This window comes from Chromobacterium violaceum ATCC 12472, from assembly GCF_000007705.1.
In the GTDB taxonomy this organism is placed as follows: domain Bacteria; phylum Pseudomonadota; class Gammaproteobacteria; order Burkholderiales; family Chromobacteriaceae; genus Chromobacterium; species Chromobacterium violaceum.
Map to the genome: position 1 here is coordinate 4,656,742 of NC_005085.1, position 14,967 is coordinate 4,671,708.

A 14,967-nucleotide genomic window follows, 5' to 3' on the forward strand; every position below is an offset into this window, starting at 1 on the left:
CATCTGGTTACTTGACCTACTCTGTGCGCCCTCCGCGCCGGATCACGTCCGGCGCTCAGCCATACATAGCCATTCTGCGAAAACTGCAACAATCATGCCAGAAGAATCATTCCGTCCGCTGCTGCACATTACCCGCCGCCAGGCGCTGCTGTTCTGCCTGCTGCTCACTGCCTTCGAACTGCTGACCTACCTGGCCAGCGACATGGTGATGCCGGCCATGCTGCGCGTCACCGCCGATCTCGGCGCCGACAGCCGCCACGTGCCCACCGCCCTCAACGCCTTCCTGCTGGGCGGCATCGCCTTCCAGTGGCTGATCGGCCCATTGTCCGACCGCTTCGGCCGCCGGCCGCTGCTGTTATCCGGCACGCTGATCTTCGCGCTCGCCTGCCTGGCCGCCGCCGGCAGCCAGCACATCGCCTGGTTCAATCTGCTGCGCTTCGTCCAGGGCATCGCGCTGGGCTTCATCGTGGTGGTCAGCTACCCGGCGCTGCAGGAAACCTTCGCCGAGCGCGACGCGGTGCGGCTGATGGCGCTGCTGGCCAATATCGCGCTCTTGTCGCCGCTGGCCGGCCCGCTGCTGGGCAGCCTGCTGCTGGAAATCCTGTCCTGGCGCCAGCTGTTCGCCGCGCTTGCCGCGGCCACCGCGCTGGTGATGCTGGGACTGTGGCGCTGGATGCCGGAAACGCTGGGCGCGCCGCGGCGCGACGGCCCGGCGCAACAGCCGGTGCCGCTGCGCCTGGGCGTGGCGCTGGCCAATTACCTAGCGCTGCTGAAGCACCGCGACTTCGTCTGCGGCAGCCTGGCGCTGGGCCTGCTGACCCTGCCGCTGATCGCCTGGATCGGCCTGTCGCCGCTGCTGCTGATCCGCCATCTCGGCTACAGCGGCCTGGAATACGGCCTGTGGCAGCTGCCGGTGTTCGGCGCGGTGATCGCCGGCAACCTGCTCTTGAACCGGCTGGCCGGGCGGATGGAATTGTCCAGCCTGCTGCGGCTGGCGCTGTGGCCGATGGCCGGCGGCCTGCTGCTGACCGGCCTCTCCGCGCCGCTGTTCCCGTCGCTGCCGGCGCTGGCCGCCTGCCTGGCGGTCTACGCCTTCGGCCTGGGCCTGGGCAACGCCACGCTGTACCGGCTGACGCTGTACAGCAGCGACAACGCCAAGGGCAGCGTCGCCGCGATGCTGGGCATGCTGTCCACCGCGATGCTGGGCGGCGGCAGCGCCATGCTCGCCTTGCTGGATGCCGGCGGCAGCCCGGCCCGCTTCGCCGCCGGCGTCAGCCTGGCCTCGCTGCTGGCCTTGCCGCCCTTGTGGATGCTGCTGCGCCGCCCGCGGCCCGAGCCCGTCGCCGCCTGACGCCCGTTTTCTTCATCACTGGAACCGCCATGACCACGCTTTCCCATGTCGAGGCGCTGTGCGCGCTGGAACAACCGTACCGCGCCGACGCCGAATGCGACCGCCTGTTCGACGCCGCGATGCGCGAACTGGTCGACTACCACTGCGAGCACAGCCCCGGCTACCGCCGCTGGCTGGAGCAGAACGGCTTCACGCCGGAACGGCTGGCCGGCCTGTCCGACTGGTCGCAGCTGCCGCCGATCTTCGCCAACTACTTCAAGCGCAGGCTGCTGCTGAGCACGAGCGGCGAGGACGCGCTGGAGCTGACCTCGTCCGGCACCACCGGCCAGAAGAGCCGGATGCGTTACGACGAACGCAGCATCGGCGCCGCCCAGCGCATGGTGGACCGCATCTTCGACCACTACGGCTGGAACACGCCGCAGCAGCCGTGCAACTACCTGCTGCTCAGCTACGAGCCGGCCGGCGCCATCACGCTCGGCACCGCCTACACCGACCAGTTCCTGTGCAAGTACGCGCCGGTGAAGCGCGCCGTCTACGCGCTGCGCCACAACGGCAAGGGCAACGAGTTCGACCCGTTCGGCGCGATACGCGCGCTGCAGGAATTCGCCGCGGAAGGCCTGCCGGTGCGCATCTTCGGTTTCCCCGCCTTCCTGTGGTTCGCGCTGGAGCGGATGCGCGACATGGGCCTGCCGCCGCTCGCCCTGCACCCGGAATCGCTGGTCTTTCTCGGCGGCGGCTGGAAAACCCACGCCGACCAGGCCATCCCCAAGGCAGAGCTTTACCGCCGGCTGGGCGAGCAGCTGGGCCTGCCCGACGCCCGCTGCCGCGACGGCTACGGCTCGGTCGAGCACCCGGTGCCCTACGTCGAGTGCACCAACCACCGCTTCCACGTACCCAGCTGGGCGCGCGCCTGGGCGCGCGACACCGCGACGCTGGCGCGGCTGCCCTATGGCGAGGCCGGCTTCCTGCACCTGGTTTCGCCCTACATCACCTCCAGCCCGGCGCACAGCATGCTGCTGAGCGACCTGGCGGTGCTGCAGCTGGCCGAACGCTGCGGCTGCGGCCTGGCCACCGACTGGTTCGAGCTCTTGGGCCGCGCCGGCACCAGCAAGAGCCGCAGCTGCGCGATGGCCGCGTCCGAACTGATCAAGGAGTCCTGACATGTATCTGATTGATGGAGAACTGCGCGCCGACCTCGAGCTCGACGCGGCATTGGCCGCGCTGCGCGGCCGCCTGCCCGACGCGCTGGCTGCGGAGCCGGATGTCGACGCCGTGCTGTCCTGCGCCGAGCGTTTCGCCGACGCGCTGGCCGGCGCCGAGCGCCACCCGCTGCTGGACGAGCCCGGCCGCGCGCAACTGGCCGCCTTCTGCCGCCGCGAGGCGCTGCAGGCCAAGCTGGAGCGCGAGCTGGGCGAACGTCCGTTCTCGCTGCGCCGCCCCGACTACCGCGAGCCGCGCTTCGAGGCTTGGCGGCCGCTGGGGCTGGTGCTGCACGTGACGCCGTCCAACGCCGCGCTGCTGCCCTTCATGGCGGCGCTGGAAGGCCTGCTGGCCGGCAACGTCAACTGGCTGCGCCCCAGCTCCAGCGATCAGGGCCTCAGCTCCCGGCTGCTGGCCGAGCTGCTGCGCCATGACGCCAGCGGCAGGCTGGCCGCCCGCGTCGCCGTGCTGCCGGCGCCGAGCGACGCGCTGCCGCGGCTGATGGCCGACGCCGACGGCGTGTCCGCCTGGGGCGGCGACGCCGCGCTGTCCGCGATCCGCGCGCGGCTGCCGGCCGGCTGCCGCTGGATAGACTGGGGCCATCGCGTCAGCTTCGCCTATCTCGACCCCGCCGCCGCCGCGGACGAGGCGCTGGACGCGCTGGCCGACGACATCTGCCGCTTCGACCAGCAAGCCTGCTCCAGCCCGCAGGCGCTGCTGGTGGACAGCGACGATCCGGCCGCGATCCACGAGATGGCGCGCCGGCTGGCCGCCGCGCTCGCCCGCCGCGCGCCGTTGTGGCCGGCGCTGACGCCGGACCTGCAGGAAGCCGCCGAGATCAGCGCCCGCATGGCCTTCCACAAGCTGGACCAGGCTTTCGCCGACGATCAGGGCCAGGTGCTGTCCGGCCAGGGCTGGCGGCTGGCCTGGAGCATGGAACAGGAACTGGCGCCGTCGCCGCTGTTCCGCACCGTGGAGCTGCGGCCGGCCCCGCGCGCGGCGCTGGCCCGCATCCTGCGCCCCTGGCGCACCCACCTGCAAAGCTGCGGCCTGATCGCGCCGCCGGCGCGCTTGCCGGAGCTGAGCCGCATGCTGCTGGCCGCCGGCGTCAGCCGCGTCGCGCCGGCCGGCCGCATGCACGACGGCTACCACGGCGAGCCGCACGACGGCGTCTACGCGCTGCAGCGGCTGTCGCGCCGGGTATCGGTGAGCCTGGACGCCGCCGCGCTGCCCGGCCACGCCCACCTGGACGCGCCGCCGGCCGCGCCCGCGGGCCTGGCCGCGCTGCCGGTGATGGACAAGGCCGCCTTCCAGAGCCAGGCCGCCAGCGACAAGGCGCAGCTGTTCTTCCGCAGCGGCGGCAGCAGCGGCGCGCCCAAGCTGGCCGGCTTCAGCTACCGCGACTACCACCGCCAGATGCGCGCCGCCGCCGACGGCCTGCTGGCCGCCGGCCTCAACCCGGCCACCGACCGCGCGATGAACCTGCTCTACGGCGGCAAGCTGTACGGCGGCATGCTCAGCTTCTTCACCATCCTGGACCACATGGGCGTCGCGCAGTACCCGATGGGCGGCCCGTCCGACGACGACTTCGCCGAGATCGCCCACTTCATCGTCGAGCAGCAGATCAACACCCTGATCGGCATGCCGGGCACGCTGCACAGGCTGTTCGAGCGCGAGAACAAGGTGCTGCGCCGCTACGGCGGCGTGCGCAAGGTGTTCTGCGGCGGCGAGCACATCAGCGACGGCCAGCGCGCCTACATCGGCAGCTTCGGCGTGGAGCTGATCCGTTCGGCGATGTACGGCTCGGTGGACGCCGGCCCGCTGGGCCACGCCTGCCCGCACTGCGCCGACGGCGAATTCCACCTGCTGGCCGAAACCCAGTGGCTGGAGGTGCTGGACATGGACAGCGACCTGCCGGCGGCGCGCGGCGCCGTCGGCCGCCTGGTGTTCACCTCGCGCGAGCGCGAGGCGCAGCGGGTAGAGCGCTACGACCTGGGCGACCTGGGCCAGTGGCTGGACGGCGGCTGCGCCTGCGGCCTGGCCGCGCCGCGTTTCCGCCTGACCGGCCGCCACGGCGCGCTGCTGCGGGTGGGCACCATCTTCGTCAATCCGGCCGCGCTGAGCGAGAAGATCGGCCTGCCCATGCAGTGGCTGGTCGACCACGCCGACAGCGGCGGCGACCGCATCCGGCTGCTGGCCGACGGCGACCCGTGGGCGATACGCGGCCGCCTGCTGGAGGAGCCGATGCTGAATGAGGTGGTCGGCGGCGGCCTGCTGCAACTGGAAGTGGCCGCCACCCCGGCCGCCGAATTCCGCCGCCATCCGCACAGCGGCAAGACCCCGCTGGTGCTGGACCTGAGACGATGAAACCCGGCCGGCGCCGCGGCGCCGGCATGTACACACATAATCATGAATCCGAAACTGATATCGCTGGTCGAACACGCCCGCAACCATTCGCCGCACTACAACGCGCTTTACCACGGCTTGCCCGCCGAAGGCTGGCGGCTGTCCGACCTGCCCCCGGTCGATCCCGCCGCCTACTGGCGGGATTCGCAGGACCTGTCGCGCTGGCCGGCGCTGACCGCCGCCCCCGAGGACGGCCACGTGTTCAAAACCGGCGGCTCTACCGGCGACGGCAAGCTGTCGGTGTTCAGCCGCGCGGAATGGCAGGCCTTCGTCGCCGCCTTCGGCGCCGGCCTGGCGCGCCAGCTGCGCCCAGGCGACCGCGTCGCCAACCTGTTCTTCGCCGGCGATCTCTACACCAGCCTGCTGTTCATCCACGGCGCGCTGTCGCATGCGCCGGTGCCGGTGCTGGAATTCCCGTTCACCTGCAATGTCGACAACGACGCGCTCGCCGGGGCGATTAGCCGCCACCGGATCAACGTGCTGGCCGGCGTGCCGGCGCAGCTGCTGCGCTTCGCCCATTACCTGGAGGCGCGCGCGCAGGCGCTGGCCGAGGTGGAAACCGTGCTTTACGGCGGCGAAAGCCTGTTCGGCGAACAGATCGCGCTGCTGAAGCAGGTGTTCCCGCTGGCCCGCGTCGGATCGGTCGGCTGCGCCAGCGTGGACGCCGGCCTGATCGGCTACGCCGACCCGGACTGCGCGCATGGCGAGCACCGGGTGTTCGATGAGGACAGCGTGGTCGAGATCGTCGACGAGGACAGCGGCGAGCCGATAGACGAGCCCGGCCGGCGCGGCCTGCTGCTGGTGACCAACCTGCAGCGCCGGCTGATGCCGGTGATACGCTATCCCAGCGGCGACCTGGCCTGCTGGCGCGAGCCGCCCGGCCCCAACCGCAAGTTCGCGCTGCAGGGCCGGGCCGGCAACGGCCACCGCGTGCGCGTCGGCACGCTGTCGCTGTTTCCGGAGGAGCTGGGCCGCGCGCTGGGCGAGCCGCACGAGCTGCTGGGCTGGCAGCTGGATATTTCGCGCGAGGGCGGCCGGGACCGGCTGGAGCTGCTGCTGGCGGCGCGCGCGCCGCTGGACCTGGAGAAGATGCGGCAAGCCCTGCTGGCCGGCCAGCCGGCGATCGCCGAGCTGTGCGAGACGGCGCGGCTGAGCCTGGCGCTGACGCAAACCACGCCGGAAGCGATGCGCACCCATCCCCGCTCCGGCAAGCTGCTGCGGGTGGTGGACCGGCGCGACTACCAGCCGGCGGAGGCGACGGCATGAGCGCCCGCCATCCGCACGCGGCCTGGGCGCGCGACTACCAACCGTCCGACGCCGCCGACATCAGCGCGCTGTTCCGCGCCGTCTACGGCGACCACTACGTCTACGCCGACGTCTACCTGCCGAGCCAGATCCAGCAGCGCAACGCCAGCGGACAATGGCGCTCGGCGGTGGCGGTGCGCGACGGCCGGCTGCTGGGCCACGCGACGCTGTGGCTGGACCCGGCGCGTCCGGGCCAAGCCGAGCTGGCGCTGAACGCAGTGCACCCGGACGCCCGCGGCCAGGGCATCGCCAGCCTGCTGGGCCGGCACCTGCGCGCGGCGGCCGCCGACCTCGGCATCCCGCTGTTGACCATCAAGCAGGTGTGCTCGCATCCGCAAAGCCAGTACGTGGCGCGCGCGCTGGGCTTTCACAACACCGCGCTGCTGCTGGACTACGTCGACTCGCCGTTCGGCAAGCCGGAGCCGGAAAGCATCGTGTTCGGCTGCCTGCCGCTGAAGCCCCGGCCGCTGCCGAAACTGGCGTGGCCGCCGGAGTGGGAGGCATGGCTGGCGCCGCTGCGCCTGGCATTCGGAGAAAAAGAAGGCTCGCCGGCCAGCCTCGGCCTGCCCGGCCTGGCGCTGGCGCGCCACGGCCAGCGGCTGGAACTGGCCGCGCAGCAGCCCACCGAGGCGCGTCTGGCCGAGATCGCCGCGCTGCCGGCCGGCCAGCTGATCTATCTGAAACTGCCGGCCGCGGCGGAAACGCTGGCGCGGCGACGCCAGCTGGAAAGCGCCGGCTTCCGTTTCGGCGGCCTGTTGCCGGCGGCAAGCGGCGGCTGGCAGCTGCTATGGCTGCGCGGCCTGTCGGGGCAGGACATCCGCTTCTGCGACGAGCAGGCCGAACGGCTGTACCGATTGGGGCGAAACCCGCAAAGCGCTTGAGGCGCTGCGCAAAGCGGATGCTTCGGCCCCAAGGCCGAGCCCGGCGCAACGCCGGATCAGGGGTTTGGCTCGCGGCCTGCCAGCGGCTCCAGCTTGACCGCGGTGCCGTAACACAGCACTTCGGTCAGGCCGGTCATCACCTCGGTGGCGTCGTAGCGCATGCCTATCACCGCGTCGGCGCCCAGCGCCTGCGCGTGCTGGCACATCTCGGCATAGGTTTCCGAGCGGGCGCGCTCGCACAGGCTGGTATAGATGGTGATGTTGCCGCCGAACAGCGACTGCAGGCCGCCGAAGAAATTGCCGACCAGGGAGCGCGAGCGCACGGTGATGCCGCGCACCACGCCCAGGTTGGCGCTCACCCGGTAGCCGGGCAGCTCGAAAGCGGTGGTGACCATCTTGGCGGGCAGCATGGATTTCTCCCAGTAGCGTTGAAAACGCCGGCCGCTCAGGCGGCGGCCAGCTCGCGTCCGGCGCGCAAGGCGCCGCCGTCCAGCACCGGCACGCAGGCGCTGATGTTCAGCTGCGCGGCCAGCACGATGTCGTCCGGAAAGCCGCGCGCCACCAACTCTCCGCCCGATGCCGTGAACTGCAGCTGGCGCTCGAGATCGTGGCGGGCCAGCTCGAACGCCGTTTCGGCCGCCAGCGCTTCCGGCGACTTGCTGCCGCTCAGGCGCTGGATGATGGCGCCGGCGCCGATGAAGTCCTCGTAGGCGAAACGCAGGCAGCCATCGGCGCCCAGCTCGCCGGCGGCAACCAGCAACACCTCGCCGCCCGCCGTTTCAAGATAGTCGGCCACCGCCGCCGCGTTGCGCAAGCAAGCCACGATCGTGCTGGCCGACTCGCTGGCCAGGCTCAACGCCGCGCCGTTCTGCGAAGGCAGCACCAGCCGGCTGCCCGCCTTCAGGCCGCACAGCGAAGCCGGCGACAGAGAAGGCTGCTTGTGGCTGCGCTCGGCCGCCAGCACCGCCTGCTGCTCGCTGGCGAAATCGGCGGCGCCGGCCGCCTTGAAGCGGTACGGCAACACCTCGGCGCCGTTGCCGCAGACGATGTCGACGCTGGTGCCGAAGGACAGCACGTCGACGATCACGCAATGGGCCGCCTGCGCGCTCAAATGCTGTACCGCCGGCAGCCCCCATTGCAGACGCACGGAATATTCCTGTTGCGCGTAATGCATCCCACATCCCCGACCAATATGGAACACCGCCAACGGCTTGCGCCGAAGGCGGTGTCTCCATTGATTCTTCGATACCGTCGCGGCCAGGCCGCGACCTCTTGTCCCGGGCGCAGCGTCTGCGCCATGTTTCTTATCAGTAAGGTCGGAAGATTAACGACTGGCGCGGGAAAATTCAAAAAAAAACGGCGGAAAAACCGTCAAGATCGCCGAAACCGAGATAGACGCTGATGAATTTCCAACACTGGCGGCCATCGCTACAGCTTGAGCATCAACGTGTATTCGCCGCCATGCTCGCCGGCCTTGGCGGCCAGCCGCCCCTCGCCGGACAATCCGGCGAAACCGCCGCTGCCGCTGCCAGGCAGCACCTGCAAGGACGCCCGCGCGCCGGTCGTCGGCGAATACACGCCGTCGTGGCGCAGCACGAAACTGCCGGTCCGCCCGTTCCAAGTGCCCGCCACCCGCTCGAAGCCGGTGAAAATCACCTCGCCGTCCGGCGACGCCGGATGCAGCAGCTGGTATTCCAGCCGCCCCTCGCCGGCCAGCGGACCGCTCAGTTCGTTGACGATGCTGGCGCGCTTGAGCTCGCCGGCTCCCTCGGTTTGCAGCAGGCTCTGCTCCTGCCACTGCCGGGTCTGGAACGCGCAGCCCAGCGCGACGACAAGATGGGCGCTCATGGTCAAGCTCCTTTCTAAGAGAACAATTCAGCATAACAGCCGGCGAAGAAAAACGCCGCCAGCCTGACGGCGGGCGGCGCTGGCGCGGCTGGCTTCCAGACGGATCAGGCCAGCAGGCAGGAGGACTGGGTCTCTTCGCTCAGGCGGCGCAGCTTGGGCACCTCCTGCGCGCAGCGCGCCTCCGCCTGCGGGCAGCGGGTGCGGAACACGCAGCCGGACGGCGGGTTGATCGGGCTGGGCAGGTCGCCCTGCAGGATCTGGATGGTCTTGTTCTTCTCCAGCTTCGGGTCCGGGACGGGAATCGCCGACAGCAGCGCGCGGGTGTACGGGTGCGAGGGCACGTCGTACAGCGCGTGCTTTTGCGCCAGCTCCATCTCGCGGCCCAGGTACATCACCAGGATGCGGTCGGAGATGTGCTTGACCACGGCCAGGTCGTGGGCGATGAAGATCAGCGCCAGGCCCATCTCGCGCTGCAGCTCCTTCAGCAGATTGATGATCTGCGCCTGGATCGACACGTCGAGCGCCGACACCGGCTCGTCGCAGATGATCAGCTTGGGCTCCAGGATCAGCGCGCGGGCGATGCCGATGCGCTGGCACTGGCCGCCGGAGAACTCGTGCGGGTAGCGGTTGATCATCTGCTCGCGCAGGCCAACCTTCTTCATCATCGCCTTGACGCGCTTCATCACCTCGTCGGCGGACAGCTCCGGCTTATGCACGCGCAGCGGCTCGCCGATGATCTGGGCGATGGTCATCCGCGGGTTCAGGGACGCCAGCGGATCCTGGAAGATCATCTGGATGTCCTTGCGGACGGCCAGCCAGTCCTTGTCGCCGCCCTTGCGCAGGTCCTTGCCCATCCACACGATCTCGCCGTCGGTGGCAGGGATCAGGTTGAGAATGGCGCGCGACAGCGTGGACTTGCCGCAGCCGGACTCGCCGACCACGCCCAGCGTCTCGCCGGCGTACAGGTCGAAGCTGACGCCGTCGACGGCCTTCAGCGTCTTCTTCGGGCTCCACGGCCAGGCGTCGCCGCCCTTGACCTGGAAATGCACCTTGACGTTGCGCACCGACAGAATGGCTTGCTTGTTGTCAGGCATGGGTCACCTCCTCGGCGGCTTTGACCAGTTCCTCCGCCGGCTTGTGACAGGCGCGCAGAATCTGCGGGTTGAGCGGATTGGCCGCCAGCGGCGGCAGTTCGCCGACGCAGCGCGCGCTGGCGTGCGCGCAGCGCTCGCTGAACGGGCAGCCCTTGGGCATGCTGGCCATATTGGGCGGATTGCCCGGGATGCTGATCAGCGCGGAATCGTCGTGATCCAGCCGCGGCAGCGCGCCCAACAGGCCGATGGTGTAGGGGTGGCTCGGGTGGTAGAAGATGTCGTCGGCGCGGCCGTACTCCATCGCGCGGCCGCCGTACATCACCAGCACGTTCTCGCACAAGCCCGCCACCACGCCCAGGTCGTGGGTGATCATGATGATGGCGGTGCCGAAGTCGCGCTGCAGGTCCTTCAGCAGCGACAGGATCTGCGCCTGCACCGTCACGTCCAGCGCGGTGGTCGGCTCGTCGGCGATCAGCAGCTCCGGCTCGCACAGCAGCGCCATCGCGATCATCACCCGCTGGCGCATGCCGCCGGAGAACTCGTGCGGATACATATTGACCCGGCGCGCGGCCTCGGGAATGCGCACCGCGTCCAGCAGCTCGATCGCGCGCTTTTTCGCGTCGCGGCGGCTCATGCCCTTGTGCAGCTCCAGCACCTCGGTCATCTGCCGCTCCACCGTCAGGTAGGGGTTGAGCGAGGTCATCGGGTCCTGGAAGATCATCGACACGCGGTCGCCGCGGATGCGGTTGAGATCGCGGGTCGGCAGCGTCAGCAGGTTCTGGCCGTGGAACAGCGCTTCGCCGCTGGCCTGGCCGTTCCTGGCCAACAGGCCCATCAGCGCCAGCATGGTCTGGCTCTTGCCGGAACCGGACTCGCCTACGATGCCCAGGGTCTGGCCCTTGTTCAGCTCGAAGCTCACGCCGTTGACGGCGTTGACCACGCCGTCGTTGGTCTGGAACTGAACCCCGAGGTTGTTGACTTTCAAAATGCTCATGGCTTGCCTCGTCTATCCTGGGTTCAGCGGTCTTTCGGGTCCAGCGCGTCGCGCAGGCCGTCGCCGATGTAGTTGGCGCAATAAAGCGTCAGCGACAGCATGCCGGCCGGGAACAGCAGAATCCACGGCGAGGTTTCCATCACGCCGGCGCCGTCCTGGATCAGCACGCCCCAGCTGGTCATCGGCTCCTGCACGCCTAGGCCGAGGAAGGACAGCACCGACTCGGTCAGGATCACGCCCGGCACCGTCACCGTGGTGTAGATCACCACGATGCCCAGCAGATTGGGGACGATGTGGCGGAAGATGATGGTGGGCGTGGACACGCCGATCGCGTGGGCAGCCTCCACATACTCCTTGGACTTGATCGCCAGGGTCTGGCCGCGCACCACCCGCGCCATGTCCATCCAGGAGAACACGGTGATGGTCAGCACCACCAGGTAGAACTCGCGGCCCAGCAGCGTCACCATCAGGATGGCGATCAGCAGGTAGGGCACCGCGTACATCATGTCGACGATGCGCATCATCAGCGCGTCCACCTTGCCGCCGAGGAAGCCGGAAGTCGCGCCCCACACCACGCCCAGGATGACGGAAGCCACGGTGGCCAGCGCCCCCACCATCAGCGAAATGCGTCCGCCGACCAGGCAGCGCACCAGCAGGTCGCGGCCCGAGGCGTCGGTGCCGAACCAGTGCATGCCGGCCAGGGCCGGAGCCTGGCTGATCGCATCCCAGTCCGCGTCTTCATAGCTGTACGGCAGGACCATGGGTCCGAAAATACAGGCCAGCGTGATCAGCGTCAGCACCACCAGGCTGAACACGGCAGCCTTGTTGCGCAGGAAGCGGATGCGCGCGTCGCGCCACGGGCTGCGGCCTTCCACCGCGGCCTCGGCCAGGCCATTCTCGATTGCCGCCACGGCGGCGGCTTGCTTGCTCTTGATCATTTCCCCGCCTCCTCAATAGCGGATCTTGGGGTCGAGCACGGCGTAAGCCAGGTCGACGAGGAGGTTGAACACCACGGTGATCACCGTCACCAGCACCACCAGGCCCAGCACCAGCGTGTAATCGCGGTTGGACGCGCCGTTGACGATCAGCTTGCCCAGGCCCGGCAGCGAGAAGATCGACTCGGTCACCACGGCGGAGGTGATGGACGAGATCGCCAGCGGCCCCAGCAGCGTCACCACCGGCATCAGGGCCGGCTTCAGCGCGTGGCGCAGCACGATGACGCGCAGCGGCAGGCCCTTGGCGCGGGCGGTGCGGATGAAGTTGCTGTTCAGCACCTCGATCAGGCTGCCGCGCATCACGCGGCCTATCGTGGAGATGTTGATGAACACCAGCAGCATGATCGGCAGCACCATGAACTTGGGCGCGAAGTGGTTCCAGCCGCCGGCCGGCAGCCACTTCAGCGTCACGGCGAAAATCAGCACCAACACCGGCCCCAGGATGAAGGACGGGAAGGCGCCGCCGATATTGCCGAGAAACATCACGAAATAGTCGACCATGCTGTTCTGGCGCAGCGCGGCGGTGATGCCGAGCGCGACGCCGATGAACAGCGAGATCAGGATGGCGCTGCCGCCTATGGTGGCGGAAACCGGCAAGGCGCTGGCCACCAGATCGTTGACGCTCCAGTCCGCGTAGCGGAACGAGGCGCCCAGATCGCCGTGCAGCAGGCTATTCAGGTAATACAGGTATTGCTGCCACAGCGGCAGATCCAGATGATACTTGGCCTGCAGATTGGCCAGCACCGCCTCGGAGACCTTGCGTTCTCCGTCGAACGGGCCGCCCGGGGTCATGTGCAGCAGCAGATAGCAAACGGTGATGACGGCCAGCAGCGTCGGAATCGCCGCCAGGATGCGTCGGAAAGTGTAGGACCACATGGTGTAACTCCGTATGGCCGGGCGGATGCCTCGCGCACCGCGGCCCAGCCCCTACATCACAAGCCGGATGGCCGCTCGCGCGGACATCCGGCCTCGGTTGCCGCCGGCGTCAGCCGGCGTCTCGCTTGGCACGCTCAGTGCTGGATGATGTACAGGTCCTTGCTGCGATAGCGGTCCAGCGGGTTCTGGCCCACGCCGCCGACATAGGACTTGATCAGGCGCGGCGCCGTGTACTGCAGCAGCGGCAGCATCGGATAGTCGTCCATGATCATCTTGACGGCCTGGGTGAACAGCTGCTTGCGCTTGCCGGCATCGGTCGCCTGGTTGCCCTGCTTGATCAGCTCTTGGGCCTTCGGGTTGCAGTTCTGGTTGTCGTTCTGGGTGTTGCCGCACTCGACCAGCGCCAGGAAGGTGGTGGCGTCGTTGTAGTCGGCGTTCCAGCCGTTGCGGGCGATCTGGTAATCGCCGTCATGGCGCTTCTTCAGCAGCACCTTGAACTCGAGGCTTTCCAGTTCGGTGTTCAGGCCCAGCTTGGATTTCCACTCGGAAGCGGCGAAGATCGCCATCTTCTTATGGTAGTCGTTGGTGTTGTAGGTGAACTTGATCTTGGTGCCCGGCTTCACGCCGGCCTGGGCCAGCAGCTTCTTGGCCTCGTCCACGCGCTTGGCCATCGGCCATTTCGCCCAGTCGTAAGTGGACGGATCGGCGCCGGACACGCCGTGCACCATCACGCTGTAGGCCGGGTTCTGGCCGTCGGCGGTCACTTTCTTGGCCAGGATGTCGCGGTCGATCGCCATGGACAGCGCCTTGCGCACGCGCACGTCTTTCAGCAGCGCATCCTTGTTGTTGAACGAGTAGTAGCGCAGCGCGGCCAGCTCGCCGTTGCGGATTTCCTTCGGATACTGCGCCTTGTACTTGTCGAAGGAGCCCGGCGGCAGGTTCAGCACCCAGTCGTTCTGGCCGGATTCATACAACTTCACGTCGGCGTTGGAGTCTTCGATCGGCAGGTAGGTGGTCTGGTTCAGCACCACGCTCTTGGCGTCCCAGTAGTTGGCGTTCTTGGCGACCACCACCTTGCTGTTCACCTGCCAGTCTTTCAGCATGTAGGCGCCGTTGCTGATCATCTTGCCCGGCTTCACCCAATCCTTGCCGTATTTGTCGATGGTGGCCTTGGGCGCGGGGGCGAACTGGGTATTGGCCACCAGGGCCGGCAGGAACAGCACCGGGTACGGGGTCTTCACTTCCAGCGTGTACTTGTCCAGCGCCTTGACGCCGAGTTCGGCCGGCTTCTTCTTGCCGGTGGCGATTTCCTTGCCGTTCAGGATGAAGATGCCGTAGGTCTCGGAGTACGGGGACGCGGTTTTCGGATCGAGGAAACGCTGCCAGCCGTAAACGAATTCATCGGCGGTCACCGGATGGCCGTCGGACCATTTCGCGTTCTTGCGCAGGTGGAATACCCAGGTGGTGGCGTCGGTCTGCTTCCAGGACTCCGCCACGCCGGGCACGATCTTGCCGTTGTTGTCGGCGGCGGTCAGGCCCTCGAACAGGTCTGCGGTAATGGTATTGGCCGGCACCGACTCGGCGACGGCCGGATCCAGGGTTTCCGGCTCGGACCCGGTATTGCGGACCAGTTCCTGCTTGGCGGCCAGCTTGGTGCCGGCCGGCACCTTGGCGGCCAGCGCGGATCCGGAAGCCATGGCCAGCGCGACGGCGGCGGCGATCACCTGCAGCGATTGCGTGTTCGACATCTCTAATTCTCCTGATTCTGTAGCATCCCGCGCCCGGCGGGTTGTTCGAATTTTTTCACTCTATTGTATCCAGAGTGGGTTCGACGATTATGCGCAGAGGGTTTTGATTCCATCAAGCCCCTATGGGCACAATATGCTATTCATTTTTCTCAAAAAGGAAAATCTGTCAGACAATAGTCAAGCAAGACAAATCAACGGCCTGTCCATCTCCATCGATTTATACTGATGGCATCCACCCATGTAAAATGCTATTGCCTGGCCCAAGCAAA

General features: G+C 68.1%; 13 protein-coding genes. 5 read left to right on the plus strand and 8 right to left on the minus strand.

The features are described from left to right. Positions 1-94 precede the first annotated feature (94 nt). The 5 genes from CV_RS21425 to CV_RS21445 are packed head-to-tail and all read left to right on the plus strand — an operon-like array spanning position 95 to position 7,143. Positions 95-1,351, plus strand: coding sequence for an MdfA family multidrug efflux MFS transporter (locus CV_RS21425; RefSeq protein WP_011137863.1), 1,257 nt, complete (start codon positions 95-97; stop codon positions 1,349-1,351). Positions 1,352-1,380: 29 nt separating this feature from the next. Next, positions 1,381-2,511, plus strand: a complete 1,131-nt coding sequence (locus CV_RS21430) for an acyl-protein synthase (protein WP_011137864.1) — start codon at positions 1,381-1,383, stop codon at positions 2,509-2,511. A gap of 1 nt (position 2,512) precedes the next feature. Next, positions 2,513-4,918 (plus strand): acyl-CoA reductase, encoded by a 2,406-nt coding sequence (locus CV_RS21435; protein WP_011137865.1) that lies wholly within the window; start codon positions 2,513-2,515, stop codon positions 4,916-4,918. A 42-nt stretch (positions 4,919-4,960) separates the two neighbouring features. Then, the gene (locus CV_RS21440; RefSeq protein WP_011137866.1) at positions 4,961-6,223 is read left to right on the plus strand and encodes a phenylacetate--CoA ligase family protein; all 1,263 of its coding nucleotides are present in this window, start codon (positions 4,961-4,963) and stop codon (positions 6,221-6,223) included. After that, entirely contained in the window at positions 6,220-7,143 is a 924-nt protein-coding gene (locus tag CV_RS21445) for a GNAT family N-acetyltransferase (RefSeq protein ID WP_011137867.1), read from the plus strand. The genes CV_RS21440 and CV_RS21445 overlap by 4 nt, the downstream gene beginning before the upstream one ends. A gap of 56 nt (positions 7,144-7,199) precedes the next feature. On the opposite strand, the gene CV_RS21450 is transcribed toward CV_RS21445, so the two are convergent. The 8 genes from CV_RS21450 to CV_RS21485 form a co-directional block, all read right to left on the minus strand. Beyond that, positions 7,200-7,553 carry a YbjQ family protein gene (locus tag CV_RS21450; protein WP_011137868.1) on the minus strand — a complete coding sequence of 118 codons (354 nt, stop codon included), beginning with the start codon at positions 7,551-7,553 and terminating at the stop codon, positions 7,200-7,202. A 35-nt stretch (positions 7,554-7,588) separates the two neighbouring features. Then, positions 7,589-8,317, minus strand: coding sequence for a 2-phosphosulfolactate phosphatase (locus tag CV_RS21455; RefSeq protein ID WP_011137869.1), 729 nt, complete (start codon positions 8,315-8,317; stop codon positions 7,589-7,591). A gap of 254 nt (positions 8,318-8,571) precedes the next feature. Further along, on the minus strand, positions 8,572-8,991 hold the full coding sequence (locus CV_RS21460; RefSeq protein WP_011137870.1) for a DUF3224 domain-containing protein: 420 nt from the start codon (positions 8,989-8,991) through the stop codon (positions 8,572-8,574). 104 nt (positions 8,992-9,095) lie between these two features. After that, positions 9,096-10,085, minus strand: a complete 990-nt coding sequence (oppF, locus tag CV_RS21465; protein WP_011137871.1) for a murein tripeptide/oligopeptide ABC transporter ATP binding protein OppF — start codon at positions 10,083-10,085, stop codon at positions 9,096-9,098. Continuing rightward, positions 10,078-11,079 (minus strand): oligopeptide/dipeptide ABC transporter ATP-binding protein, encoded by a 1,002-nt coding sequence (locus CV_RS21470; protein WP_011137872.1) that lies wholly within the window; start codon positions 11,077-11,079, stop codon positions 10,078-10,080. Before CV_RS21470 ends, oppF begins: the two co-directional genes overlap by 8 nt. Positions 11,080-11,102: 23 nt before the next feature. Continuing rightward, positions 11,103-12,017, minus strand: coding sequence for an ABC transporter permease subunit (locus CV_RS21475; protein ID WP_011137873.1), 915 nt, complete (start codon positions 12,015-12,017; stop codon positions 11,103-11,105). Between the two features lie 12 nt (positions 12,018-12,029). After that, positions 12,030-12,950: an oligopeptide ABC transporter permease OppB gene (gene oppB, locus CV_RS21480; RefSeq protein WP_011137874.1), complete on the minus strand. Its 921-nt coding sequence runs from the start codon at positions 12,948-12,950 to the stop codon at positions 12,030-12,032. Between the two features lie 134 nt (positions 12,951-13,084). Beyond that, positions 13,085-14,698, minus strand: coding sequence for a peptide ABC transporter substrate-binding protein (locus CV_RS21485; RefSeq protein WP_011137875.1), 1,614 nt, complete (start codon positions 14,696-14,698; stop codon positions 13,085-13,087). Between the last annotated feature and the right edge of the window lie 269 nt (positions 14,699-14,967).